We start from the raw sequence: 23,417 nt of genomic DNA on the forward strand, positions 1-23,417 counted from the left end.
AAAGAGTCTTTATACTAAACTGCTAAATAAACAATATAAAATGAATGTTTACTTAGCAGTTTGGAAAAAATTTTAAACAGTTAAAAAAGCGGAATACTTTGCGGAAAGTTAAAAATATTTTTTGGATCATATTTCGTTTTTACTTCCATTAATCGTTCAAAGTTGCAACTGAAGTATGCATCTGGCCAATTTTTAATGGAAAGGTCAGGTGTATTAACGTAGACACCCTTTGTAAAGGGGAGCATTGCCAAGCGGAAATCTTCAACCCATCGAATACTTCCACCAGCACCTTCTGATTGCCCCCAAGTAGCAAATATTGACATGTTTGATAGTGCTTTTCGGTAAAAATAAGCAGTCGCCTCATTTGGCACCTCGGCAACAGCACCGCCTAATCGGTGGAAAAATACGGAGGTGGTGGAAAAGGGTAAGTTAAATCGTAATTTCTATTTGATTACCTTCCGGATCGCCTATTACACTTTCATAATAGCCATCTCCAGTAAAACGTGGTCCATTCAATAAAGGATAACCAGCATCTTTTATCACCTTTGTCAGTTCATTCACACGTTCTTCACTACCGACAGAAAAAGCCATATGAGCATAGCCAGTTATGTTTAAATTAGGCTTATTTTCAATCCCTTTTTTACGCATAAGTTCAAGTCTTGCTCCAGATTCGAACGTAATAAAATAAGATTCAAATTGTTTCGTTTTATTATGATATAAAGAGTTTGCTTTACCATTAAAGTATTTCATATAAAAATCACGCATACATTCTAAGTCATTTACCCAAATTGCAATATGTTCAATTTTCATAGGTTTCACCAGTCCTATCTGTATCAATTAGGCTTCCACTGTATTAAATTTGCATTTGCATTGCAACAATTTTGCTTCGCTATTAAAGCTAGTTGTTAATTTTTGATTATGTACGTACATACAATATGTAATTAAGTGAATGACCATCATAGTAATTACAGAAAAGGGTGAATGAAGCATATGAATCAATTTGAGCAAATGATGTACGTTGGTGTCATCATGTCTATTGTACTATCCGTAATGATTTTAGGGTCCTTATATTATAATCCTCGACTTTCGTTAACTGATTATCCGAAAGATATTCAAAAAGTAGTTTTTCCAAAATCGATTCATGAAAAAAAGCAAACCATTTATTTTAATATTGTATATAATACTATTCTTTTCGGTACTCCTTTCCTTTCTACATATATACTACATAAGCATGAAAAGTTAATGTATATGGATGCCTATTTACACACTTTTGGTATTTTAATGATTTTCAATTTAGTAGATTTACTTATAATTGATTGGCTAATTTTTTGCTGGATTACTCCAAGGTTTGTTGTGATTCCTAGTACGGAAGGTATGAAAGGATATAAAGATTATAAGTTTCATTTAAGAGGGGCTATTGTCGCTACTCAAATTTTAGCAATCGTAAGTTTATTTTTGGCGGGAATTGCCACAACTATTTAGTGTGAAGAAGGGCATGGAGCTTTTATAAAAGATAAGGAGATTTATAATATATAGAATTAGAAATGAGAATTTGATAGTATTGGAGTAAGGAGTTTTAATAACAGTATATTAAACAATATTAATATACTGTTGCAAATGTTTTGATATTATGTAAAATTATACAATTTTACGGAGGCATTTGATAAAATTCAAAAAAATTTAATGGAGGCTAATATGAAAAAAGTAATTGGCGCAGCAACAGCAACTGTTTTTGGATTGGGAGCGTTTACCACAACTGCTACCGCAGAAACAATCGTAACAGCAGATGTACTTAACGTACGTGAAAAACCGACTACAGAATCAAAAGTGGTCGAAAAAGTAAAGAATGGGCAAGAATTAAAAGTCATAAATACCGAAGATGGCTGGTCAAAAATTGAGTTGAATGGTAAAGAAGTGTTTGTAAGTTCGGAGTTTACAAAAGATGTATATCATGTAACGGCGAATTTGTTAAATGTACGTACTGAAGCAAACACAGATTCAGAAATTCTTGGCAGACTAAAAAAAGATGATGTAATTGAATCAACGCATCAAGTAAAAGACGGATGGTTGCAATTTGAGTATAAAGGAAAAACTGCTTATGCAAACGTTTCTTTCCTATCAAGTACAGCACCAACTGAAAAGAAAACTGAAGAGAAAACGAAGCAAGTAGCGAAAGTACAAAAATCAGTTAAAGAAAAGAAAGAAGTAAAGACGCAGAAAGTAGCAAAAGCGAAAGAAACAACGAAAGCACAAGAAATAGTAAAGCCTAAAGAAGAGGCAAAAGTAGTAAAAGTTAAAGAAGAAGGGAAAGCGCAAGAAATAGTAAAACCTAAAGAAGAAGGGAAAGCGCAAGAAATAGTAAAACCTAAAGAAGAGGCAAAAGTCAAAGAAGAAGTAAAAGTTAAAGAAGAAGAAAAAGCGCAAGAAATAGTAAAGCCTAAAGAAGAGGCAAAAATCAAAGAAGAAGTAAAAGTTAAAGAAGAAGAGAAAGTGCAAGAAATAGCAAAGGCTAAAGAAGAAGAAAAAGCAAAAGCTAAAGAAGAAGAGAAAGCAAGAGAAATAGTAAAAGCTAAAGAAGAAGAGAAAGCAAGAGAAATAGCAAAAGCTAAAGAAGAAGAGAAAGCAAGAGAAATAGCAAAAGCTAAAGAAGAAGAGAAAGCAAGAGAAATAGCAAAAGCTAAAGAAGAAGAGAAAGCAAGAGAAATAGCAAAAGCTAAAGAAGAAGAGAAAGCAAGAGAAATAGCAAAAGCTAAAGAAGAAGAGAAAGCAAGAGAAATAGCAAAGGCTAAAGAAGAAGAGAGAGCGAAAGAAGCATCTAAAAACAACATACAGTCTGCTAAACGTGAATTAACGGTAGTAGCGACAGCGTATACTGCTGATCCAAGTGAAAATGGTACATATGGTGGACGCGTTTTAACTGCGATGGGGCATGATTTAACGGAAAATCCGAATATGAGAATTATCGCAGTTGACCCGAAAGTAATCCCATTAGGATCTAAAGTATGGGTAGAAGGCTATGGAGAAGCGATCGCTGGTGATACTGGAAGTGCAATTAAAGGTAATCGTATTGATGTTTTAATGGGTTCAAAAAGTAAAGCTATAAATTGGGGAAGACAAACTGTTAAAGTGAAAATTTTATAATAACAATAATTATCCAAATAGAAGTCAGTTCTCTTTATTGAGGCTGGCTTTTATTTTTTTAGTAGAAGGATAATAGGATTTTTAAATGACTTATTAATAAACCTGTAATAAAACATAAAAATTGTCTCATGTTTAGAAAAACTATTAAGAATGAGGTAAGGAAGTAGAACAGAAGGTTATTGAGAAGTAGAGAAGAATAGTATGTTGAAAACGAAGGGTTAACGTATAATGAAATATATAAATCGGATCAAATCGTTTACTAAACACTTTCACTCATAATAGTGTAATTAAGTTCAAAGGATAGGTGTATTTCATGAAAGAAGTAAGAGAATATATTGAAACAAAGAAACAAGGTGTATTGGAGTTGCAAATAAAAGAAACGGAAGAAAAGCTAGGTGCTGCTTTCCCAAATCAATATAGGGATCTTATTAAATTAGTTAATAATGCTGAAATAGGGGAATGGATACTATATCCGATTAAAGATAATAGAAATGTAACGAAAACTTGGGATGATATTGTTAGACAAAATATTGACATGAGAGATGAGTCTATACCAGAAAATCTTATCATAATTGGTGACGATGGTTCAGGGGATAAATTGTGCTTTAAAATAAATAATGGAAAAATGGATGATAAAATATATATTTGGTATCACGCGGATGACGAAATGGAAGAAATATCTCCGAGTTTAAAAGAATTTATTATGGAAACTATTCAGGAAGACGATGTTTTTTAGTCTTAATTATTATCATTTTGTGAATCATTCTTATAAAAGGCGAGGATAGAATATGACAATAGAATTATATGGCGCACATTGTAATGAGCGGAAAGGGTATAGAGTAATTGAAGGAAGAGGTTCATATAATCATTACTTTGGCGGTCAAGATTGTAATTTGCCAGTATGTAAGTTATGCGGTGAGAAGATGCATCAAATTCTCTGTTTTGATTTAAAAGATGGGAGACTTGCTGAACTTAAAAGTAATGAACTAAATATTTTACCATTCGTTTCATGCTTGAACTGCGCGATGGTGTGGGAACCGCAATATTTTCAGTTAAGTGATGGAGGTAAAACAGTTCAAATCATAAAGCAGCAAAATAAAGAAGAATGGATAATGGAAGAGGAAGATAAGTTACCAGTTTCATTACCAAAAACAACGGTAAAGCTTATAAATATGAAAAATGAAGATATACCTACAGATGAAGATAGTTACTGGGAAGCTTTTGACTTGTTCGGTTCTGAATATGTATGTAGATTATTAGGGGCACCATTATATGCGGATCTTCCAGAGCATTTGGCGTGTCCAACTTGTTCTAAAGAGATGAAGTATGTTGCTACAATTACACAAGATATCGAGGAACGTGAACTTATTTCAGTAGTTGATTTCCAGTTTGGGGAAATGAATATATACTATTATTTATGTAAAGATTGTTCAATTATAAAAACGGAAACACAAAGTACATAACAAGACTAACATATTATATTAGTCTTGTTTTTGTATCGCAACATCATTAAGAATCGCATCAAATATATCTTTTTGCGTAAAGTTATCTGTAAAAATAGTTTCTCTGGCAACCTTAATAGTATCGTGCGGATTATACCATTTTTGTAGGGAATCCTCACCAAATTCATGTCGTTTGTCTCTTGTGTTATGTCGTCTAATAGTTTCCTCTAATGATAAATCAAAGTAATATGCAAATGCATTTTCATCAAAATAACGAATTAATTCTTTTAACATCTCACCATACCTATGACTGTTCAATATACCTTCTAAAATAACAAATTCACATTTTCCTTTTCCGTACTTCGTAATTTCAAATAGTAAATCATGTGATAAATTACCCATTGTGTCGTGTACTCTAAGCATATCTCTACGTACAACATCCTGTGATACTAAAAGTGTTCCTTGTCCGAAATGTTCTTGTAGTTGTTTTGCAATCGTTGTTTTACCACTTGAGGAGTTTCCTCTAAGAATGATTAAAGTGGATGTAAGTATAGGATTAGACATAATGTATTTCCCCCCAACAGCATTAATTATATAGAAAATTTTAACAAATAAAGTGAGGAAAGTGTATAATTAATATGATGGATATTTAAGGAGGGGGTAAGATGGGAGATATATTAAAAAATGCACAACCTATATGGAAACGGACTTGGTTTCGTTATCTAGGGGCATTTTTTATTGTTCAGTTACTGTTTATTTTGTGTGAAATCACTGCGTGGGCGCCAAACTTTAGGCCAGGCGGAGAGTTTTTTAATAGAATATTAAATTCTCAATTTTTCACTGAATGGTTCACACTCTATACAATCCCGCAACTTAACGTATTTACAGCATTTTTTGCAATTACATTACTACCATATGCATTAGTAGGTGCAATGAAAGATGTAACAGCAAGAAAAAATATAAAGAAATAATAGAGGTATAATATGCTTTTTCAAAAAGAAGGTTTATTGATTAGATACGTAATGGAAGATGATGCATCTATCATTTCTAAATGGTTAACGGACCCAGCAGTCCTGCGGTATTACGAAGGACGAGATAATCCGCAATCTGTAGAAAAGGTGCTTGATCATTTTATACATAGTCCAAACAGTAATGAAAAAAGATGTTTAATAGAATTTGATACCATTCCGATTGGTTACATACAAATGTACCCAGTGGATTCAGAGTGGAAAGCGTTATATGGCTATAAAGAATCACAAAATGTATGGGGTATGGACCAATTTATCGGTGAACCAGCCTATTGGGGAAAGGGAATTGGAACAAAACTCGTTCAGGCAGCAATTACATATATTATGGGTGAAATGGGAGCAGAAGCAATTGCAATGGATCCGAAAGTAAATAATGAACGAGCATTAAAGTGTTATGAAAAAAGTGGATTTAAAAAAGTAAAGATTTTAAAGGAACATGAGTTGCATGAGGGGAAATTAGAAGATTGTTGGATGATGGAATATAAACAATAATAATGGCTTATACAAATAAAGGGGGATGTGTGAAATGAAAAAAGCATTAATCGTAATTGATGTGCAAGCGGGTATGTATACAGCTGGAATGCCAGTACATAATGGGGGAAAGTTTTTACAAACATTGCAAGAGCTTATTAGGGAATGTCGTTCAAATGATATTCCAGTTATTTATATCCAACATAACGGTCCTAAAGACCATCCGTTAGAAAAAGGTACGGATGGATGGCGAATCCATGCGGCCATCGCTCCGCAAGAAGGAGATAATATAGTTGAAAAGACGACTCCAGATTCATTCCATAATACAAACTTAAGCGAAGTGTTACAAGAGAAAGGAATTGAACACGTTATTCTTTCGGGAATGCAAACAGAGTATTGTGTAGATACGACAACGCGCAGAGCATGTAGTGAAGGGTATAAAGTAACGTTAGTGAGTGATGCGCATAGTACATTTAATACAGAAGTGTTACGTGCTGAAGATATTGTGAAACATCATAACGCAGTATTGGGAGCGTTTGCGGATGTTGTTGCAGTAAAAGACTTAAAAGTGGCTGCCTCTAAATAAGAGGCAGTTTTTTATTAGAAAAAATAGCGTCAAATATTGTTAGTAATTCGGTATTTTGAAATAATCACTTATATAATTTCACGTACCATAATGAAAAAATACAAAAAAGGAGCACCACATAATTAAAAAGGGCGCTCCTGCATTAAAACGTTACTTTTTCTTATCTTTATCCAATATATTTTGTTCTTCAGCAAACTCTGTACCATATGCAAAGCGGCGATTAATACGAATGTTATCATTGTTGTGCCTTGTATGAGAGTTAGAGAAGCGATGAACGATTACTTCAGATAAAGTGAAGACGATGGCAGAAAGGATACTGCCCCATGCAATTTGCATATAGTTGTCTAATAAAATATTACCGAAAATCCATACGCTTAAATATGTTAATAAGAAATCCGACATAATGGCACCAGTATTGCCAATTCGATTTAAAATAATTTTATCAACGAACATGTAGGATACGATTGTAACAAAGAGACTGAATGAAATAATTTGAACAAACGTTGCAGGGAAAAATAAAGCAAGCCCAATGCTAAATGCGATAATGCACGATATAAACTTGATAAGCACTACTGTGAAATCATTCAAAATTTACACCTCCGATTTATACATAGTTTTTCAATAAATTCTGGAGTTCATACATTGTAACGGATTTATTTACATAAAACTTTTTCATGTTCGGAATTTAGTCTAAATATTATAAAAACAATGAAAAAATGTTATAGTAAAATGAGAGTGTATGACATTTTTAGGTAAGGGGGAATCCAAGATGTGGATTACTTCAGAAGTAGAAATTCCAGATGAGTTAATTGATCACCTTGAGCAAGGAAAGTTAGTGTTATTTGTTGGAGCGGGAGTTTCTATGAAAGGGAAATCAAACTTACCGAATTTTGATGATTTAGTTGATGAAATTGCAAAAACGTTATATGTCGAAAAACGTGAAATAACAGAGCCGCATGATTATTATCTTGGCAAAATTGCGAAAACAAAAGATGTACATCAAGTCGCAAGAGATCTCGTTCATATAGAGAAATCAAAACCGAATCCATTGCATTATGCAATTCCAAGGTTATTTCCTTTAGATACAGATATCCGCATTGTAACAACAAATTTTGATCAACATTTTACAACTGCAATTAAAGAAATAAATAGAGATATCAATGTTTATTACGCTCCAGCTTTACCGACTGGGAGAGCTTTTAAAGGTCTTGCTTACATACATGGTAATGTAGAACAGGAGAAAGAGGCTTTAATTTTAACAGATGGTGATTTTGGAAGGGCTTACTTAACGGAAGGGTGGGCGAGAAGGTTTTTAGTTGATCTATTCTCAAATTACACCGTTTTATTCGTTGGATATAGTCATAATGACCCAGTAATGAAATATTTAGCAACTGGTTTACCACCAAGTACAAGACGATTTGCTTTTGTCGCACAAGGAGAAAATACATACCACTGGGAACATTTAGGGATAAGACCAATTGTGTATCCGAATAAGGTGAATAATCATCAATCCCTTGTAAAAGCGGTAAAACGCTGGGCTGAATTAATGGGTGATAATTATATTACGAAAAGAATGCGTATTCGGGATATTGTAACGGTTCCCCCGTCAGTAGAACAGGAACAATTATCATACATAAAGCAATCGATTAAAAAAATTGAAACAGTACGTTACTTTGTGGAATTTGCTCATGATTATGAATGGGTCGAATGGTTAGAAGCAGAAGGTAAATTACAAAATTTGTTTATGCTTACGCCAAACTATAATGAAGTAGATGAATTACTTGCAGAATGGTTAGTGGAACAATTTCTTTTTAGTCATCAGAAAGAATTATTTCAATTAATTTATAAAAACTATTCTAAAATATCACCGTTATTATGGAAAACAATTTGTAACTACTTAAACGAAACGAAGAGTAAGATGGACCCGTTGTTGTTTGCAAGGTGGACACTCCTTTTATTAGAAACAGCTGAAAAAGATAGTAGCTCTATAGAAAAGATTTCTAAGTTACTGCAAAAATGTTCTTTTCCTGAGCATAAAGAAATTGCCTTATTGTTACTAACTTTTATTTTAGACGGAAAACTGAAGTTGAAACGTGTAAGAAAATGGGGAAATGATACGCAAGAATCAATAGAACTCGAGGAATCGAGTCGCTTACCAGTATCTACATTTTCTCATGTGGAGCAAATTTGGAACGAAAAGATGAGGCCATATATCGCTTATTATGCTGTTCCAATTATGATGATTGGATTAGAAAAATTGAGAATGTTGTCGTTAAGACAAACGGCACTGAAAAAAAGAAATAAGGAAAATGTAGAGAAAGAGTTTCATCAAAATGACCTTGCATTTTTAATACGAATTGTAAAAGAGTGTCTAACTTATTTATGCGAAAACAATGAGAAAAAAGCGGATTATTATATTACAGAAATGATAGAAGCAAATAGTGTACTTCAAAAGCGAATTGCAATTGATGCGATGAATAAAAATATTTTTGTTCGTGTAGATGACAAAATGAAATGGTTGTTACATGAAGGACTTCTTTTAGATTTCACTTATAAACACGAAGTTTTTCAACTTTTAAAAAGGCATTATGCACATTGTTTAGAAAAAACAAAAGAAGAAGTCACTCGAACTGTAATAAAGCATCTTACAGAAGAGAGGGTATTTGATGCATGTCTCGTATTAGACTTATTATTCAAGTGTGATTCGAATAGCCCATCTACGGCAAATGGGTATGAGTTAATGAAGCAAAAGCATCCTCATTTTCATTCTGAACGATACAGTGTACAAAAGAAAGAGGATACAGCAGAAAGCATTACTTGTAATGTAACTGCTGACGGATTATTGCAGCTGAAAGATGTTGAAATTATGAAGCAAGTTCAGCAATTTTCGCAAGATGGTGTTTTTGAACAACGCCATTTTTTAGAGATGTTATCAAAAGCATGTAAATTAAACACAGAGTGGAGTATTTCATTTGCATACCAATTAGTAGGAGTGCAAGAAATAAGTAATGAAGTATGGTTTGTTTGTATTAGAGAATGGCGAAATAATCGAGGATTGACGAATGAGCAAATCCAAAAAATTATTCCGCTATTGCAGAAATTTGTTAGAAATACTGCTTTTCATTGGTTAATTAGTAGTTTTCTATATGAAATTAGTAATCGACTAGAAGAGTTAGAAGAGAATAGTATACGTGTTGTAAAACGATTTGCTTTTTCAGTGTTTCCTCAAGTTATGAAGAGTGATACAGACTTTAAGCTTGGGAAACAAGATTTTTATAATGAATCAATTCAGCATCCAGTTGGAAAAATGACGGCTGTATTATTAAAGTTGTTATCATATGATCATTTATACGATCGTAATGTATATGAATATTTATTTTTATTTGAAGAACAAGTAAGAGTTAATTCGGAACGAACAAACTTTATGTTTGCTCGTTTAATAGCAGATATTACATTCCTATATCATATTGAAAAACAATGGTGCCGAAAATATTTGTTACCATATTTAGATTTAAAAAAACAAAATGAGATTACGGAATATGCATGGGCCGGCTTATGTTACACGCAAATAAATCTACCTTTATTTACAGAAATGAAGCGATTTATTAAGTATGCGATAGAACATTTGGAAGTATTACATCCGCATACGAGAGAAGCTTTCTTGAAATGGCTTAGCTTTGTATTTATTAAATGTGTACTATATTGGGAGCAAAAAACAGATTGGTTATACCCGTTACTCATACTAGAAAATGAAGAAAATAAAATTAAGTTTATGCAGTTTTTATGCTATTACGTCAAAACATTAAGTGTAAAAGAACAACAAAAATTTTGGACAGCTTGGCTCAGTGTATTTTTGCGAGAACGACCAAAAATGGGTGAGATAACTGCAAGAGAATATGTAATGCTTTTACGTATTATTTTATACATGGATGAAATATTAGAAAAAGGATTATGTATTATGTCTCGTGCATTTTCAAGTGTACATGGTAAATGTGCAGGTGAGGAAATGAAGCAGTTATTGATTGAAATGCTTCATAAAAAAGAAAGTATGAAAGCGCATAAAGAAATATTTGCAAATGTGTTTTTTATTTTACTACAAACATGTCACGAAGCCGTTTTATTTGAAAAAGAAATCATAAAAATAAAAGAATTATTAGTTCAGTATGAAGTAGAGGAATATGTTTTACATTTACTAGAAAATGAAATAATTCGCATAGGAATTGTAATGGGTGATTTACAAAAAGAATTATAGGACGAAAGTGGAATTTAAAAAAATATATAAAAAGTTGTTGACAGTGTTTTGAAAAGCGTTCTATAATACGAATCATACTTATTCAATTTCAAAAACATTTGAATAAACAAAGTGCAATGAAGAGATCACAGTAGTGGTTAGTCTTACTGTAACAGAGAGCTGGTGGTTGGTGTGAACCAGTACAGGGATAATCATGAATTACAGTCTTGGAGCATCTTTTTCGTAATAAAGATAGTTTGTCTTTATGAGGAAAAAGCGGTCAATTGATCGTTAACAGTGAAGAGAGGTAGACGGAAAGTTAGTCTACAACTAGGGTGGTACCGCGATAAATATCGTCCCTACTGATTTATTCAGTAGGGACTTTTTGTATTTTAGTGGTTCAACTTGAAAATTAAATAGTCATGCATTGAAAGGAAAAGCAGTAGTTGTTGTTTCCCTGTAACAGAGAGCTGGTGGTTGGTGCAAACCAGTACATAAACAAGAGCGAATTACAGTCCTGGAGCATCTTTTTCGTAGTAAAGATAGTATTGTCTTTATGAAGGGAAAGACGGTCAGATGATCGTTAACAATGAAGAGAGGTAGACGAAAGAAGTCTACAACTAGGGTGGTACCGCGATAAATATCGTCCCTACTGATTGGATCAGTAGGGCTTTTTTGTACAAAAAAGTGGGTTTTTAACTAGTAGTTCATGTCTTTGTAAGAATTATCAGTTTAAAATAAGAAGAGGTATCGATTCCACTATGAATTTGTATAATTAGTCAGTTCAGAAAATAGAGAATTTTTTATTCTCTTACTATACTTTTAAAACATTAGAGGAGGATTTCCAAATGGCAAATCATGAATTAGATCAATTACGTAAACAGGTAGATGAAATTAACTTACAACTATTACACCTTTTAAACAAACGTGGTGAAATTGTTCAAAAAATTGGAGAGCAAAAGCAAGTACAAGGTACGAAACGCTTTGATCCAGTACGTGAGCGTGAAGTACTTGATATGATTGCAGAGCATAACGAAGGACCATTCGAAACATCAACAGTTCAACATATTTTCAAAACGATTTTCAAAGCAAGCTTAGAGTTACAAGAAGATGATAACCGTAAAGCGTTACTAGTATCACGTAAAAAGAAACAAGAAAATACAATCGTTGATGTAAAAGGTGAATTGATTGGAAACGGAACACAAACGTTCATCATGGGACCTTGTGCAGTAGAAAGTTTAGAACAAGTTCGTCAAGTAGGGCAAGCGATGAAAGACCAAGGCTTAAAATTAATGCGCGGTGGTGCATTCAAACCGAGAACTTCTCCATATGATTTCCAAGGTTTGGGAGTAGAAGGACTTCAAATTTTACGTCAAGTAGCAGACGAGTTTGACTTAGCAATTATTAGTGAAATTTTAAATCCGAACGATGTTGAAATGGCATTAGACTACGTTGATGTAATTCAAGTTGGTGCACGTAACATGCAAAACTTCGATTTATTACGAGCTGTAGGTAAAGTTAACAAACCAGTATTATTAAAACGTGGATTAGCAGCAACAATTGATGAGTTCATTAACGCAGCGGAATACATCATTGCGCAAGGTAACGATCAAATTATTCTTTGTGAGCGCGGTATCCGCACATACGAAAGAGCAACACGTAACACATTAGACATTTCTGCAGTACCAATTTTAAAGAAAGAAACACATTTACCAGTTATCGTTGATGTAACACATTCAACTGGACGCAGAGATTTATTATTACCAACAGCGAAAGCGGCACTTGCAATTGGCGCAGATGCAGTAATGGCTGAAGTTCATCCAGATCCAGCAGTTGCATTATCAGATTCTGCACAACAAATGGACATTCCAGAATTCCATAGATTCATGGATGAGTTAAAAGGTTTCAAAAATAAATTATCTTAATTCCATATCATATATGCATTGAAGAGGAAACAGTAGTGCTTATCTCACTGTTAAAGAGAGCTGATGGTCGGTGTGAATCAGTACAAAGGTAAGCATGAATTACAGCCTTGGAGCATCTTTCCCGACAACTTTTGGAGGGTAAGACGGTCGAACGATCGTTAAAGAAGAAGAGAGGTAGACGAAAGAAGTCTACAACTAGGGTGGTACCGCGATAAACATCGTCCCTACTGAGCGCTCAGTAGGGACTTTTTTGTACAAAAAAATAGTAAAGGGGCAAGAGAAATGAGATACATTACAGCTGGAGAATCACATGGACCGCAGTTAACAGTTATTTTAGAAGGTGTACCAGCAGGTTTGACACTTACGGCGGAACATATTAATAAAGAATTATTAAGAAGACAAAAAGGTCATGGGCGCGGAAGACGTATGCAAATTGAAACAGATACAGTTGAAATTGTAAGTGGTGTTCGTCACGGGATGACACTTGGATCACCGATTACGTTAATTGTAAAAAATGATGATTTCAAACATTGGACGAAAGTAATGGGTGCAGAGCCAATTTCGGAAAAAGAAAGTAAAGACATGAAACGTACAATTACAAAACCACGTCCCGGACATGCAGATTTAAATGGAGCAATTAAATATGGTCATCGTGATATAAGAAACGTATTAGAGCGGTCATCTGCAAGAGAAACGACAGTTCGTGTAGCTGCTGGTGCAGTTGCAAAACAAATTTTAAGCGAATTAGGCGTGGAAATTGCAGGACATGTTCTTGAAATTGGTGGAGTAAAAGCAAAACATATTTCAAACTTATCAATTGAAGAAATTCAAACAATTACTGAAAACTCACCAGTTCGATGTTTAGATAAAGAAGTAGAGCAAGAAATGATGAATGCGATTGACAACGCAAAAAGTAGTGGAGATTCAATCGGTGGTATTGTGGAAGTCATTGCAGAAGGTATGCCGATTGGCGTCGGTAGTTACGTCCATTACGATCGTAAATTAGATGCAAAACTTGCTGGTGCAATTATGAGTATAAATGCATTTAAAGGTGCTGAAATCGGCGTAGGTTTTGAAGCGGCACGACAACCAGGAAGCAAAGTGCATGATGAAATTCTGTGGGATGAAGAAAAAGGATACACGAGAAGAACGAATAATGCCGGCGGTTTAGAAGGCGGTATGACAACAGGTATGCCAATTATCGTAAGAGGCGTGATGAAGCCAATTCCTACTTTATACAAACCGTTAGCAAGCGTTGATATTGATACGAAAGAAGCATTCCAAGCGAGTATTGAAAGATCTGATAGTTGCGCAGTACCAGCGGCGGGTGTAGTAGCTGAATCTGTTGTGGCATGGGAACTTGCAGATGCACTAGTCGAACAATTCGGAAAAGATCGTATGGAATTATTAAAACAAAACATTATGCAACACAATAACTACGCAAAAGAATTTTAATAAAAAGGTGGGTTTAACGTGCAAGTAAAAGATCAACTATCATCATTACAACCATATAAACCAGGTAAATCACCAGAACAAATGAAAGAAGTGTACGGAGATCATTCGTTTGTGAAATTAGCATCGAATGAAAATCCATTTGGTTGTTCACCGAGAGTTTTAGAAGAGTTGCAAAACTCTTGGTTGGAACATGCTTTATATCCTGACGGAGGTGCTACAACGCTCCGTCAAACAATCGCAGATAAGTTACATGTGAAAATGGAACAAGTACTTTGTGGTAGTGGTTTAGATGAAATCATTCAAATAATAAGCCGCGCCGTATTACGAGCGGGAGATAACATTGTAACAGCAGGTGAAACATTCCCACAGTATCGTCATCATGCCATTATAGAAGGTTGCGAAGTGAAGGAAGTTGCGTTAAATAACGGTGTATACGACTTAGAAGAAATTTCTTCAGTAGTAGATAACGATACAAAAATTGTATGGATTTGTAACCCGAACAATCCAACAGGCACATATGTGAATGACCGAAAATTGACTCAATTCATTGAAGGTATTAGTGAAAATACGTTAATTGTCATTGATGAAGCGTACTATGAATACGTAACAGCAAAAGATTTCCCAGAGACATTACCGCTTTTAGAAAAACATAAAAATATTCTTGTACTTAGAACATTTTCTAAAGCGTACGGATTAGCTTCTTTCCGCGTTGGATATGCGGTTGGACAGGAAGAGTTAATCGAAAAATTAAATGTCGTTCGTTTGCCATTTAACGTATCTTCATTAGCGCAAAAAGCAGCGACGATTGCTTTTGGTGATGACGAGTTTATTGAAGAAATAGTTCGCGTGAATACAGAAGGATTACAACAATACGAGAGCTTTTGTAGGGAAAATGATATTCCATTTTATCCATCGCAAACAAATTTCATCTTCTTGCCAGTTGAGAATGCTGGAGAGATTTATGAAGCTTGTGCACATGCAGGATTTATTATTCGTCCGTTCCCGAATGGTATCCGTATTACAGTCGGAACAAGGGAGCAAAATGAAGGGGTGATTTCAGTGTTACAACAACACTTTGAAAATAAAAAAAGAAAGTCTCGAGATGAGGAAAATGCGTAAAAAGGTAGTATTAATTGGAACTGGTTTAATCGGAGGCTCTCTCGCATTAGCAATTAAGAAAGAGCACGATATAACGATAACAGGTTATGATATATTTCAAGAACAAGTAGAGCGTGCAAAAGAATTACACGTAGTAGATGAAATAGCAGTTGATTTACAGCATGCATGTGAAGAGGCACATTTAATTGTTTTTGCTTCTCCAGTTGAAGAAACAAAGAAGCTATTACACAAACTTGCGTCATTCCGTTTACGAGAAGATGTTATAGTGACTGATGTTGGTAGTACAAAAGGCACGATTATGAATGAAGCAGAAACTTTATTTTCAAAGGAAGTATCTTTCATTGGTGGACATCCAATGGCAGGTTCTCATAAAACGGGAGTTGAAAGTGCAAAAGCGCATTTATTTGAAAATGCATTTTACATTTTAACACCGATGCATCATGTGCCAAATGAACATGTGGAAGAGTTAAAAGATTGGTTAAAAGGAACGGGATCACATTTCCTTGTTTTAAATACAGAAGAACATGATTATGTAACAGGGATTGTAAGTCATTTCCCGCATCTTATTGCCGCTGGATTAGTAAAGCAAGTAGAAAAACATGCAGGAGATAATCCGCTCATTCATCAGCTAGCTGCTGGAGGGTTTAAAGACATTACACGTATCGCATCTAGTAGTCCGAAAATGTGGAGTGATATTGTAAAGCAAAATCGTGAGCATTTAATGGTATTATTAAAAGAGTGGATCTCTGAAATGGAAGATTTATATAAAACAGTTTCTACCGGAGATGCATGCGAGATTCAAAACTATTTTGCAGATGCGAAAGAATACCGTGATTCTTTACCAGTAAGAAAGAGAGGGGCAATTCCTGCCTATCACGACTTATACGTCGATGTATTAGATAAGGTGGGGGCATTGGCTCATATTACGAGTATTTTGGCGCGCGAGGAAATTAGTATTACGAACTTGCAAATATTAGAAGCGCGTGAAGGACTGCTTGGGGTATTACGTATTAGCTTCCAAAGGGAAGAAGATCGTATGAAAGCAAAACTAGCGCTTGGAGAAGAAGAATACCAAACTTATGAAACAATTTAAATGAGAAGGTGAAAAACGTGAAAGAAAGAACAATACAACCTGTTAATAACGGATTGAATGGTAATATTACAATCCCAGGTGATAAATCCATTTCACACCGTGCTGTTATGTTCGGTTCTATTGCAGAAGGGAAAACAACAATTAAAGGTTTCTTGCCCGGTGCAGACTGTTTAAGTACGATTTCATGTTTTAAAGAAATGGGAGTAGAAATTACGCAAAACGGTGATGAGGTTACTGTAGTTGGTAAAGGGTTAGAAGGTTTACAAGAACCGAAAGCTGTATTAGATGTTGGTAATTCTGGTACAACAATCCGATTAATGTCAGGTATATTAGCTAACACACCATTTTTCTCTTGCGTACAAGGTGATGAATCTATCGCAAAAAGACCGATGAAGCGTGTAACAAACCCATTAAAACAAATGGGCGCAAACATAGACGGCCGAGAAGAAGGAACATTTACACCGTTAACAATACGTGGCGGAGATTTAAAAGCAATTGAATATATTTCTCCTGTTGCAAGTGCACAAGTAAAGTCGGCTATTTTACTTGCAGGTCTTTGTGCAGAAGGTGTAACAGCTGTTACAGAACCACATATTTCACGCGACCATACAGAAAGAATGCTCGAAGCATTTGGTGTTAAAGTAACTCGCGAAGGGAAAACAGTGAAGCTGTCAGGTGGACAAAAATTAACAGCAACAGACATTCAAGTGCCAGGTGACGTATCATCAGCAGCATTTTTCTTAGTAGCAGGTGCAATCATCCCAAATAGTAAACTAGTATTACAAAATGTAGGAATGAATCCAACCCGTACAGGTATTATTGATGTTTTAGAAAAAATGGGTGCTACGTTCACTGTAGATCTAATTAACGAAGGGGCATCGGAACCAGCTGCAAATATTACAATCGAAACATCTTCATTAAAAGGAATTGAAATTGGCGGAGATATTATCCCTAGATTAATCGATGAGATTCCTGTAATCGCATTAGCGGCAACGCAAGCAGAAGGAATTACAGTAATTAAAGATGCACATGAATTGAAAGTAAAAGAAACAAACCGTATTGATACAGTCGTTGCTGAACTAACGAAACTAGGAGCTCGCATAGAAGCAACTGATGACGGTATGATCATTTACGGAAAATCAGCTCTAAAAGGCAATACAGTAAATAGTTATGGTGATCACCGTATCGGAATGATGCTTGCAATTGCTGGTTGCCTGGCAGAAGGAAAAACAATTATTGAAGATGCAGAAGCAGTAGGTGTATCATATCCTACGTTCTTTGACGAACTTCAAAAATTAGCTAAATAAAAAGGATGGAAAGCAGATACGTGATGTATCTGCTTTTTTGTTAAAACGTCCTTGTAGTTTCACTTACCGAACTATAATAGTAAGAATTATGATACAATTCAAACAGGGAATGGAGGAGAATTATATGAATGTCATACAATTAAAAGAAGATAAGTTCAGAGAAGCATTACGTTTATCAGAATACGCTTTTCAATATAAAGTAGATGAGGAACGATTACAGCAGCAACTTACAAAGATGAAGGAAAGTCATGAAATATACGGCATTATGGAAGGGGAAGACTTAGCTGCAAAACTACACCTCATTCCGTTTCATATTTACATAGGTAAAGAAAAATTTAAAATGGGTGGCGTTGCAGGAGTAGCGACGTATCCAGAGTACAGAAGAAGTGGGTATGTAAAAGAGCTACTTCAACATTCACTTCAAACAATGAAAAAAGATGGCTATACAGTCTCTATGTTACATCCATTTGCTGTTTCATTTTACCGTAAATACGGCTGGGAACTTTGTGCGAATCTACTCAAATGTCATATAAGTAAGAGCGATTTAGTGATGAAAAAACAAGTAAATGGTACTGTGAAACGTTTTAATAAAGAAAATCATCCAAAAGAAGTCGAGAAGCTCTATGAAGCATTTGCAGAACGTTTTTCATGTATGTTAGTTCGAGAGAAGAACTGGTGGTTCCAAGCGGTTTATGATGATTTAACATTAGCGATTTACTATGATGAAAATAAAAAGGCAGCAGGTTACATGTTATACAAAATAGAAAACTATAAAATGACAGTAGAAGAATTTGTATCACTGCATAATGAAGCACGAAATGGTCTATGGAATTTTATTTGCCAGCATGATTCTATGATTAAAGAGCTTGAAATGACAGTAAGTGAAAACGAACAGTTGTTATATACATTGCAAGAACCACGTGTGAAAACAGAAATAAAACCATATTTTATGGGAAGAATTGTAGATGTAGAGCAGTTCTTAAAACAGTATGAGTTAAACTGGAACAATGTACAACAAGAAGTCATTTTACATATTACAGATTCATTTGCACCGTGGAATAATGTATCGGTGAGACTTGCAAATTATAAAATAGCAATTATAGAAGAACCAATGGATAAAGGGATCAAGCTAGATATAAATGCACTATCTACAATACTGCTTGGATACAAACGCCCATTAGAACTAAATGAATTAGAATTAATTAGCGGAAGCGAAGAGGAAATAAGGGCATTTGAGAATGTAGTACCAGTGCGCAAGCCGTTTATTTATGATTTCTTTTAATTTGCATATAAGATGGAGTTGTTTCGAACAAAATTTTGGGATAGCTCCATCTCATCGTATTAATTTTTGTCGGTAAGTTGATATATCCTGAAAATCGCTGATATAATTTTATTCACATACAAGAGAATAGAATCGCAACTATACGTTGTCACGCACTTGACTTTTATTCCCTGTAATTTATAATTAAAAAACGGAATGAATTTTCATTCCTGAAAATAGAGGTGGAAAAAATGGCTAAAAACAAACAAGAGGATATTTTTGATGCTGCGATGCAACTTTTTGCAGAGCGTGGTTACGATGGTACGACAATTCCAATGATCGCTGAAAAGGCAAAAGTCGGTGCGGGTACTATTTATCGCTATTTTGAAAATAAAGAGGCACTTGTTAACTCATTATTTTCAAAAAGTATGTTAGAGCTTTCTGAAATAATAAAAACGGATTTTCCTGTTGAAGCAAATATTCGTGAACAGTTTAGTCATACGTACAACCGTTTATTTGAATTTGCGAGAAACAATGTAGATGCTTTTTTATTTACAAATTCTCACTGTGATAGTTATTTTCTTGATGAACAGAGTAAGAAAATATTTGATGATTTTATAGGCTTCTTTATGAATATTATTGAAGATGGAATCGCAAAAGGTTTTCTTCGTCCATTGCCTCCAGTTGCTTTAATTATTATTGTATATCAACCGCTAGAAAAATTAACGAAAGTAATTGCAACAGGGCAATTAGAATACTCGAAAGAGTTAGTAAAAGAATTAGAAGAAAGCTCTTGGAACGCTATTAGAATCATTTGATTCTATAGCTTTATAAGGACAGGAATGAATATTCATTCCTAAATAGATTTAAAAAAAATGAGAGTAGGAAAGGATATTTGTGTAACTAAGGGAATGAACATTCATTCCGGAAAGACTAGTTTAATAGGATTTACAAAATAACGTAATAGAATAATAGGAATGAACGTTCATTCCGTTACTAACGTGAAACTTTCAAAACGGGAGATGATTCAAATGAGCAAGTTAAAAAGTTGGAGAAGTTTATCTTTTCTATTATGGATAGTTATTACTATTACAATGGTCGTAACGATGCCTAATATGGATAAATTAGTGAAGGAAAAAGGGAAAATTACAATCCCTAATACAAAGCAAAGCAGTATTGCTGACAAGATGATGAAAGAGATGGATAAAGAAGGGGTTGAAAAGTATGAAATTATAGCCGTTTTTAATAGTGGCAATAAGGCAGCTTTAACAGATGAACAAAAAAAGGAAATAACAAAAACAATCAACGCCCTGCAAAATGAAAAAGAGCAATTAGGAATTAAGGAAGTTGTTTCACATTTAGACAATAAAGACTTGGAGAAACAATTAGTTTCTAAAGATAATACGACTATTTTAACGCAAATATCGATAGATAAAAAACATGGTGAAATATCAAAAGTTTCAAATAATCTTCATGAAAAAGTGCAAACGAAAGGGGTAAAAACGTATTTAACAGGAAGTGACTTAATAGCGGGTGATTTTCTTAAATCCTCTCAAGAGGGAGTGAAAAAGACAGAAGTTATTTCAATCATTTTCATTCTTGTAGTATTAATCCTCGTATTCCGTTCACCAGTTGTTCCAATTGTTTCTCTTCTTACAGTTGGTATATCGTATTTAGTTTCAATGGGGATTATTGCCCAGCTTGTAGATCAATTTAATTTTCCATTCTCAAACTTTACACAAGTGTTCGTAGTCGTCGTCCTGTTTGGGGTAGGAACAGATTATAACATTTTATTATATACGAGGTTTAAAGAAGAATTAAGTAAACAAGAAAATGCATTTTTAGCTACGAAAGAAACATTCAAATCAGCAGGTAAAACTGTATTATATAGCGGAATAGCGGTGCTAATTGGTTTTGCATCACTTGCTTTAGCAAGTTTTAAATTATATCAATCTACTTCAGCGGTAGCAATTGGTGTTTTAGTATTATTACTCGTATTAACGACTTTAAATCCGTTTTTCATGGTGCTTTTAGGAAAAGGAATGTTTTATCCAGTTAAAACATTTAAAGGTCATGAGGATAGCCGCTTATGGGGATTCTTTGCGAAAAACTCAGTAGCAAGGCCATTTGTCGCTTTAATCATTGTATTCGTAATATCGATTCCTTTCGTATTAAAATACTCTAATACACTTAATTACAATGATTTATTTGAAGTGGATAATAAGTATGAATCAAAGATGGGTATTAACGTAATAGAAGATCATTTTCCGCCTGGTTTTTCTTCACCGAGTACATTAGTCATTCAATCTGATAAAAAGCTGGATGAAGGAACTTCTCTACAAATTTTAGACGAATTAACTGATAAGATTTCAAAACTTAAAGGTGTGTCAGAAGTATATGCACCAACACGTCCAACTGGTGAGAAGATAAAAGAACTATATTTAAATAAGCAAGCGGGAGAATTGAATACAGGATTAGGAGATGCCGATGGTGGCATAAAGGAAATTAATGATGGATTAACGGATGCGAAAAATAAAATGGGAAGTAATGATTCAAATAGTCTTGCGAATGTTCAAAAATTAATTGATGGAACGAACGAGGCGAAAAATGGGGTATCAGCATTAGGAACAGCTTTACATCAATTATCAAATGGCATAAACAACGGTGCACAAGGAGCGCAGCAAATTGAGAGTGGTTTAGCTTCAGTAAACGAAAATATAAATGTTCTATCTAATGCAACGTCGCAGCTGCATGCTGGTTATGCACAGTTAGAAAAAGGTTTAAACTCTTACGATCAATACTTCGGAAGTATTTCTCAAGCGATTGATGGTGCGAAAAAGGGATATGAACAAATTGAAATGTTAATGACCAATTTCGTTCAAACGAAACCAGAATTAGCGAATGATCCAAACATACAACAAACGATAGGAATTGCTAAAGAGGCTCAAAGAAAATTAAGCGTACTTTCAAATGAATTAAATCAATTAGCAACGCAGCACAAAACGGCGATGAATTCATTTAAAGAAGCGAATCAATCGTTACTGAAAGTGGATAACGGCTTAAAAGAAATGAGCAATGGAGTTAATAAGTTACAAAAGGGAGCAGCCGATCTTAAAAATGGATTAAATGAAGGTTCTTCAGGTTCAAAACAAATTGCAAATAAATCAGTTGAGTTACAATCTGGATTAACGAAAATAAACGATGGGCAGGGACAACTTTTAACGGGCCTTAAAGACCTACAGGAAAAGATGGGCCAATTACAATCCGGTTTATCTAAAAGTACAGAAGGGCTTGGAAAAGTAAGTAATGGCCTGCATGACGCACAGAAATATTTAGGGGAGCTCAATGAATCGAAAAGCTCTGAGAAGTTTTATATTCCAAAAGAAGTGCTAGAGGGAGAAGATTTCCAAAAAGCATTGAACACGTACATGTCACAGGATAGAAAAATTGCTAAAATGACTATCATTTTAGATGTAAATCCGTATTCAAAAGAAGCGATGCCAATTATTCAAGAAATCAATAAAACAATCGATGGCACTGTAAAGGGAACGGAATTACATGATGCGAAAACAGCAATTGGCGGAACAACAGCTAGAAACGTTGATTTAAAAGAAGTAACAGGGCAAGATTTCTTACGTACAGCTACGATTATGTTGATTGGCATTGCGATTGTATTAATCGTAATTACACGCTCATTACTAAACACAATATTTATTATTGGCTCATTACTATTGGCGTACTTTGCATCACTCGGTATAAGCGAACAAATTAGTGCACATGTATTACATGTAGAGTCATTAAGCTGGAATGTTCCATTCTTTAGCTTCATTATGATTGTCGCTTTAGGAGTGGATTATAGTATTTTCGTAATGATGCGCTATAACGAGATAGAAGGGGATTCGGTAACGAAAATTGTAACTGCATCTCGTCATATAGGAGGAGTTGTATTATCAGCTGCGCTAATTTTAGGCGGGACATTTGCAGCATTAATTCCATCAGGTGTATTAACACTTATACAAGTTGCATCAGTAGTTGGCGTTGCACTTCTTCTATTAGCTTTAATTGTGATGCCGATATTATTACCGGCGTTAATAGGGTTAACGAGTAAAATGAAGAGTTACAAAGAGAAAATAATAAATACGAAATAAGAAGAGACTGTAGGGAATGATTTCTCTACAGTTTTTTCGATATATAATATTTCAGATGAAAATGAATCCGATATATTACAGAATGAGCAGTGAAAGGTTATATGAGAAAGAGGTCGATGATATACATACAATAGCTAGGAGAATGGACAAAAACTATCCGATTTCATTGTAGAAAGGTAATCAACCGTTGCTATTCATCCAGCTTCTACT

The 23,417-nt window shown here is 34.4% G+C and carries 20 protein-coding genes and 3 other annotated features; of the genes, 16 read left to right on the forward strand and 4 right to left on the reverse strand.

The window, feature by feature from the left end; all coding sequences use genetic code 11:
- Positions 1-80: 80 nt before the first annotated feature.
- The gene (locus tag MKY38_RS07645) at positions 81-371 is read right to left on the reverse strand and encodes a BBE domain-containing protein (protein WP_137072912.1); all 291 of its coding nucleotides are present in this window, start codon (positions 369-371) and stop codon (positions 81-83) included.
- 58 nt (positions 372-429) lie between these two features.
- A complete protein-coding gene (locus MKY38_RS07650) occupies positions 430-810 on the reverse strand; it encodes a VOC family protein (RefSeq protein ID WP_000687534.1) in 381 nt (126 codons plus the stop codon).
- Positions 811-990: 180 nt separating this feature from the next.
- Here MKY38_RS07650 and MKY38_RS07655 point away from each other — a divergent pair, with 180 nt between their 5' ends.
- From MKY38_RS07655 to MKY38_RS07670, 4 genes are all read left to right on the forward strand, one after another.
- Positions 991-1,482, forward strand: a complete 492-nt coding sequence (locus MKY38_RS07655) for a hypothetical protein (protein WP_001071243.1) — start codon at positions 991-993, stop codon at positions 1,480-1,482.
- Between the two features lie 213 nt (positions 1,483-1,695).
- Positions 1,696-3,141 (forward strand): cell wall-binding protein EntB, encoded by a 1,446-nt coding sequence (gene entB / locus MKY38_RS07660; protein ID WP_341048607.1) that lies wholly within the window; start codon positions 1,696-1,698, stop codon positions 3,139-3,141.
- Positions 3,142-3,454: 313 nt separating this feature from the next.
- The gene (locus MKY38_RS07665) at positions 3,455-3,877 is read left to right on the forward strand and encodes an SMI1/KNR4 family protein (RefSeq protein ID WP_000665935.1); all 423 of its coding nucleotides are present in this window, start codon (positions 3,455-3,457) and stop codon (positions 3,875-3,877) included.
- 52 nt (positions 3,878-3,929) lie between these two features.
- Complete coding sequence (locus tag MKY38_RS07670; protein WP_137072816.1) at positions 3,930-4,604, forward strand: hypothetical protein; 675 nt, start codon at positions 3,930-3,932, stop codon at positions 4,602-4,604.
- Positions 4,605-4,622: 18 nt separating this feature from the next.
- On the opposite strand, the gene MKY38_RS07675 is transcribed toward MKY38_RS07670, so the two are convergent.
- Positions 4,623-5,147 (reverse strand): kinase, encoded by a 525-nt coding sequence (locus MKY38_RS07675; protein WP_046392825.1) that lies wholly within the window; start codon positions 5,145-5,147, stop codon positions 4,623-4,625.
- 101 nt (positions 5,148-5,248) lie between these two features.
- On the opposite strand from MKY38_RS07675, the gene MKY38_RS07680 reads away from it, so the two are divergent.
- The 3 genes from MKY38_RS07680 to MKY38_RS07690 are packed head-to-tail and all read left to right on the forward strand — an operon-like array spanning position 5,249 to position 6,668.
- Entirely contained in the window at positions 5,249-5,554 is a 306-nt protein-coding gene (locus MKY38_RS07680; RefSeq protein WP_000502340.1) for a YfzA family protein, read from the forward strand.
- Between the two features lie 12 nt (positions 5,555-5,566).
- Positions 5,567-6,103, forward strand: a complete 537-nt coding sequence (locus MKY38_RS07685) for a GNAT family N-acetyltransferase (RefSeq protein ID WP_046392824.1) — start codon at positions 5,567-5,569, stop codon at positions 6,101-6,103.
- A 34-nt stretch (positions 6,104-6,137) separates the two neighbouring features.
- The gene (locus tag MKY38_RS07690; RefSeq protein WP_000709539.1) at positions 6,138-6,668 is read left to right on the forward strand and encodes a cysteine hydrolase family protein; all 531 of its coding nucleotides are present in this window, start codon (positions 6,138-6,140) and stop codon (positions 6,666-6,668) included.
- Positions 6,669-6,818: 150 nt separating this feature from the next.
- On the opposite strand, the gene MKY38_RS07695 is transcribed toward MKY38_RS07690, so the two are convergent.
- Positions 6,819-7,256: a YndM family protein gene (locus MKY38_RS07695; RefSeq protein ID WP_000997702.1), complete on the reverse strand. Its 438-nt coding sequence runs from the start codon at positions 7,254-7,256 to the stop codon at positions 6,819-6,821.
- 181 nt (positions 7,257-7,437) lie between these two features.
- Here MKY38_RS07695 and MKY38_RS07700 point away from each other — a divergent pair, with 181 nt between their 5' ends.
- From MKY38_RS07700 to MKY38_RS07740, 9 genes are all read left to right on the forward strand, one after another.
- On the forward strand, positions 7,438-10,920 hold the full coding sequence (locus MKY38_RS07700) for a DUF4020 domain-containing protein (RefSeq protein WP_000265213.1): 3,483 nt from the start codon (positions 7,438-7,440) through the stop codon (positions 10,918-10,920).
- 107 nt (positions 10,921-11,027) lie between these two features.
- Positions 11,028-11,263, forward strand: a binding site (T-box leader).
- Positions 11,264-11,317: 54 nt separating this feature from the next.
- Positions 11,318-11,553: a binding site (T-box leader), on the forward strand.
- A 194-nt stretch (positions 11,554-11,747) separates the two neighbouring features.
- Positions 11,748-12,824, forward strand: coding sequence for a bifunctional 3-deoxy-7-phosphoheptulonate synthase/chorismate mutase (locus MKY38_RS07705; RefSeq protein WP_001273575.1), 1,077 nt, complete (start codon positions 11,748-11,750; stop codon positions 12,822-12,824).
- Between the two features lie 9 nt (positions 12,825-12,833).
- Positions 12,834-13,053 (forward strand) — a binding site (T-box leader).
- 53 nt (positions 13,054-13,106) lie between these two features.
- On the forward strand, positions 13,107-14,279 hold the full coding sequence (gene aroC / locus MKY38_RS07710; protein WP_001269425.1) for a chorismate synthase: 1,173 nt from the start codon (positions 13,107-13,109) through the stop codon (positions 14,277-14,279).
- A gap of 18 nt (positions 14,280-14,297) precedes the next feature.
- Complete coding sequence (hisC, locus tag MKY38_RS07715; RefSeq protein WP_137071958.1) at positions 14,298-15,398, forward strand: histidinol-phosphate transaminase; 1,101 nt, start codon at positions 14,298-14,300, stop codon at positions 15,396-15,398.
- Entirely contained in the window at positions 15,391-16,491 is a 1,101-nt protein-coding gene (gene tyrA / locus MKY38_RS07720; protein WP_001228124.1) for a prephenate dehydrogenase, read from the forward strand. The genes hisC and tyrA overlap by 8 nt, the downstream gene beginning before the upstream one ends.
- Positions 16,492-16,508: 17 nt before the next feature.
- On the forward strand, positions 16,509-17,798 hold the full coding sequence (aroA, locus tag MKY38_RS07725) for a 3-phosphoshikimate 1-carboxyvinyltransferase (RefSeq protein WP_065224524.1): 1,290 nt from the start codon (positions 16,509-16,511) through the stop codon (positions 17,796-17,798).
- 124 nt (positions 17,799-17,922) lie between these two features.
- Positions 17,923-19,080: a GNAT family N-acetyltransferase gene (locus tag MKY38_RS07730; protein ID WP_065224523.1), complete on the forward strand. Its 1,158-nt coding sequence runs from the start codon at positions 17,923-17,925 to the stop codon at positions 19,078-19,080.
- A 230-nt stretch (positions 19,081-19,310) separates the two neighbouring features.
- Positions 19,311-19,877, forward strand: a complete 567-nt coding sequence (locus MKY38_RS07735) for a TetR/AcrR family transcriptional regulator (protein WP_001107299.1) — start codon at positions 19,311-19,313, stop codon at positions 19,875-19,877.
- 213 nt (positions 19,878-20,090) lie between these two features.
- Positions 20,091-23,207, forward strand: a complete 3,117-nt coding sequence (locus MKY38_RS07740; protein ID WP_065224522.1) for an MMPL family transporter — start codon at positions 20,091-20,093, stop codon at positions 23,205-23,207.
- Positions 23,208-23,417 lie beyond the last annotated feature (210 nt).

It is taken from the genome of Bacillus sp. FSL R5-0585, assembly GCF_038004545.1.
GTDB classification, from domain to species: domain Bacteria; phylum Bacillota; class Bacilli; order Bacillales; family Bacillaceae_G; genus Bacillus_A; species Bacillus_A cereus.

Excerpts from the sequence above, each read along its gene's own strand:
- MKY38_RS07735 (WP_001107299.1), top strand. The coding sequence starts at position 19,311 with ATGGCTAAAAACAAACAAGAGGATATTTTTGATGCTGCGATGCAACTT.
- entB (WP_341048607.1), top strand. The coding sequence starts at position 1,696 with ATGAAAAAAGTAATTGGCGCAGCAACAGCAACTGTTTTTGGATTGGGA.
- MKY38_RS07730 (WP_065224523.1), top strand. The coding sequence starts at position 17,923 with ATGAATGTCATACAATTAAAAGAAGATAAGTTCAGAGAAGCATTACGT.
- MKY38_RS07690 (WP_000709539.1), top strand. The coding sequence starts at position 6,138 with ATGAAAAAAGCATTAATCGTAATTGATGTGCAAGCGGGTATGTATACA.
- MKY38_RS07675 (WP_046392825.1), bottom strand. The coding sequence starts at position 5,147 with ATGTCTAATCCTATACTTACATCCACTTTAATCATTCTTAGAGGAAAC.
- MKY38_RS07655 (WP_001071243.1), top strand. The coding sequence starts at position 991 with ATGAATCAATTTGAGCAAATGATGTACGTTGGTGTCATCATGTCTATT.
- MKY38_RS07665 (WP_000665935.1), top strand. The coding sequence starts at position 3,455 with ATGAAAGAAGTAAGAGAATATATTGAAACAAAGAAACAAGGTGTATTG.
- MKY38_RS07670 (WP_137072816.1), top strand. The coding sequence starts at position 3,930 with ATGACAATAGAATTATATGGCGCACATTGTAATGAGCGGAAAGGGTAT.
- MKY38_RS07740 (WP_065224522.1), top strand. The coding sequence starts at position 20,091 with ATGAGCAAGTTAAAAAGTTGGAGAAGTTTATCTTTTCTATTATGGATA.
- MKY38_RS07705 (WP_001273575.1), top strand. The coding sequence starts at position 11,748 with ATGGCAAATCATGAATTAGATCAATTACGTAAACAGGTAGATGAAATT.
- MKY38_RS07700 (WP_000265213.1), top strand. The coding sequence starts at position 7,438 with ATGTGGATTACTTCAGAAGTAGAAATTCCAGATGAGTTAATTGATCAC.
- tyrA (WP_001228124.1), top strand. The coding sequence starts at position 15,391 with ATGCGTAAAAAGGTAGTATTAATTGGAACTGGTTTAATCGGAGGCTCT.
- MKY38_RS07650 (WP_000687534.1), bottom strand. The coding sequence starts at position 810 with ATGAAAATTGAACATATTGCAATTTGGGTAAATGACTTAGAATGTATG.
- MKY38_RS07680 (WP_000502340.1), top strand. The coding sequence starts at position 5,249 with ATGGGAGATATATTAAAAAATGCACAACCTATATGGAAACGGACTTGG.
- aroC (WP_001269425.1), top strand. The coding sequence starts at position 13,107 with ATGAGATACATTACAGCTGGAGAATCACATGGACCGCAGTTAACAGTT.
- MKY38_RS07685 (WP_046392824.1), top strand. The coding sequence starts at position 5,567 with ATGCTTTTTCAAAAAGAAGGTTTATTGATTAGATACGTAATGGAAGAT.